At 63.9% G+C, this 1,994-nt stretch carries 2 protein-coding genes; both read right to left on the reverse strand.

From position 1 onward, the window contains the following. The coding region (locus BUA65_RS17465; RefSeq protein ID WP_114281529.1) for a CoB--CoM heterodisulfide reductase iron-sulfur subunit A family protein at window positions 1-1,605 on the reverse strand (1,605 nt) is incomplete at its 3' end. A 45-nt stretch (window positions 1,606-1,650) separates the two neighbouring features. Next, on the reverse strand, window positions 1,651-1,994 hold a 344-nt coding region (locus BUA65_RS17470; RefSeq protein ID WP_114281530.1), incomplete at its 5' end, for a 4Fe-4S binding protein.

The raw sequence follows: 1,994 nt of genomic DNA on the forward strand, positions 1-1,994 counted from the left end.
CCCCGCTTCCCTCAAAACGTTCTGGAACAGCGGCGCGTGGGTCCGCGGCGTGCACGACGCCACCACCACCCGGTTGAGCTTGCGGTTGACAATAATTTTACGGATCTTCTCCAGGCTGTCCTGGGCGCAGGCAAAGAGAAACTCCTGGGCGTGCACCACCCACGGCAGGTGTTTGGCGTACTCCACCACCTCGGGCACCCGTACCACGCTGCCGATGTTGATGCCGCAGTGGCAGACAAACACCCCCACCCGGGGCGGCTCTTTATGTACCGGCCTTTCCGGGGGGTACTCCTTGACCCGGGTTTCGCTGCCCCGGGCGGCGCTCAACAACCGGGAAACGCAGCCCGCCGCGGCACTGGCCTCGGTCACCGTCTCCGGAATGTCCTTGGGACCGGCAAAGGCGCCGCCGGCAAAGATCCCCGGCCTGGAGGTAGCCACCGGGTTGAACGGATCGTTCCGGCAAAAACCGAACCGGTTCAGCTCCACCCCCAGGGCGGCGGCCAGTTCCCGGGCTCCCCGGGCGGGGCGCATGCCCACCGACAGCACCACCATGTCGAACTCTTCCTCCCGGAAAATGCCTTCCGGGGTGCGGTAGCGCAGCAGCAGGTTCCTGGTGCCGGGTACTTCCTTCACTTCGGATACCACACAGCGGACGTAGCGTACACCCAGCTCGTCTTTCGCCCGCCGGTAGTACTGTTCAAAGCCCTTGCCGTAAGCCCGCATATCCATGTAAAAGATGGTTGTTTCCAGCCCGGGGGTGTGTTCCCTGGCGACGATGGCCTCCTTGGTTGCGTACATGCAGCACACCGCCGAGCAGTAATCGATCCCGGAGCGGGGCTCCCGGGAGCCCACGCACTGCAGCCAGGCGATGCGCCGGGGCTCTTTGCCGTCGGAAGGCCGCACCAGATGGCCTTCATATGGCCCCGAAGCGCTCAAGATCCGCTCAAACTGCAGGCTGGTAACCACGTTGGGGAAGCGCCCGTAACCGAGCTCCGGCCGGACAGCCGCATCGAACAGCTCAAAGCCGGGGGAAAGGATCACCGCCCCCGCCCGGATCTGCAATTCTTCCCCGCGCATATTGTGGTCAATGGCCTTGCGGGCGCATTTCTCCACGCATGCGCCGCACTGCAGGCAGGCGTCGGGATCCACCACATAGGCGTTGGGAAAAGCCTGGGCATAGGGTTTGTAGATGGCCTTGCGCACACCCAGGCCCTGGTTGAAGTCGTCGGCCGCTTCCTGGGGGCAGACCTGCTCGCAGCGGCCGCAGCTGACACAGCGGGTTAAATCCACAAAGCGGGGGTGCTTGTGGACGGTAACGGTAAAGTCGCCCGGCTCGCCTCTCAAATCGGTAACCTCGGCCAGGGTGAGCACTTCGATATTGTGATGTCCCCCAAGGTCGGCCACTTTGGGGGAAAGGATGCACATTGAGCAATCGTTGGTGGGGAATGTTTTATCCAGCATGGACATGTGGCCGGCAATGGCGGGGCCCCGCTCCACCACGTAGACTTTAAACCCCGCTTCGGCCAGGTCCAGGGCCGACTGCATCCCGCTGATGCCGGCGCCCACAACCACCACGGAGCCTCTTGGCTGGCTGTTTGTTGCCACGGTAGCTGCCTCCTTGTTACAAAGCATCGCCATTACTGATCAAACCTACACCGCTTCCAGGGCCGCCTCCAGCATGGCCAGGAGCTGAGCCTTTTCAAACCCCTTTTGCTGGGATGCACCGTTGGGACAGGCGGCCACGCAGGCCCCGCACCCCTGGCACAGAGCCTCGTTTACGTCGGCCACCCGCCTTAAGGGGTCTATGCTCCGAGCCTGGTAGTCGCATACCTGTACGCAAACCCCGCAAGCTACGCAGCGCCGCGGGTTGACGGTGGCGGTGATGGCCACGTTGGCCAAGCGGTCCCTGGCCAGCAGCGTCACCGCCCGCATGGCCGCCGCATTGGCCTGGGTGATGCTTTCCCCCACCAGCTTGGGCGAGTGGGCCAGGCCGC

It is taken from the genome of Desulfofundulus thermosubterraneus DSM 16057, from assembly GCF_900142025.1.
Classification (GTDB): domain Bacteria; phylum Bacillota; class Desulfotomaculia; order Desulfotomaculales; family Desulfovirgulaceae; genus Desulfofundulus; species Desulfofundulus thermosubterraneus.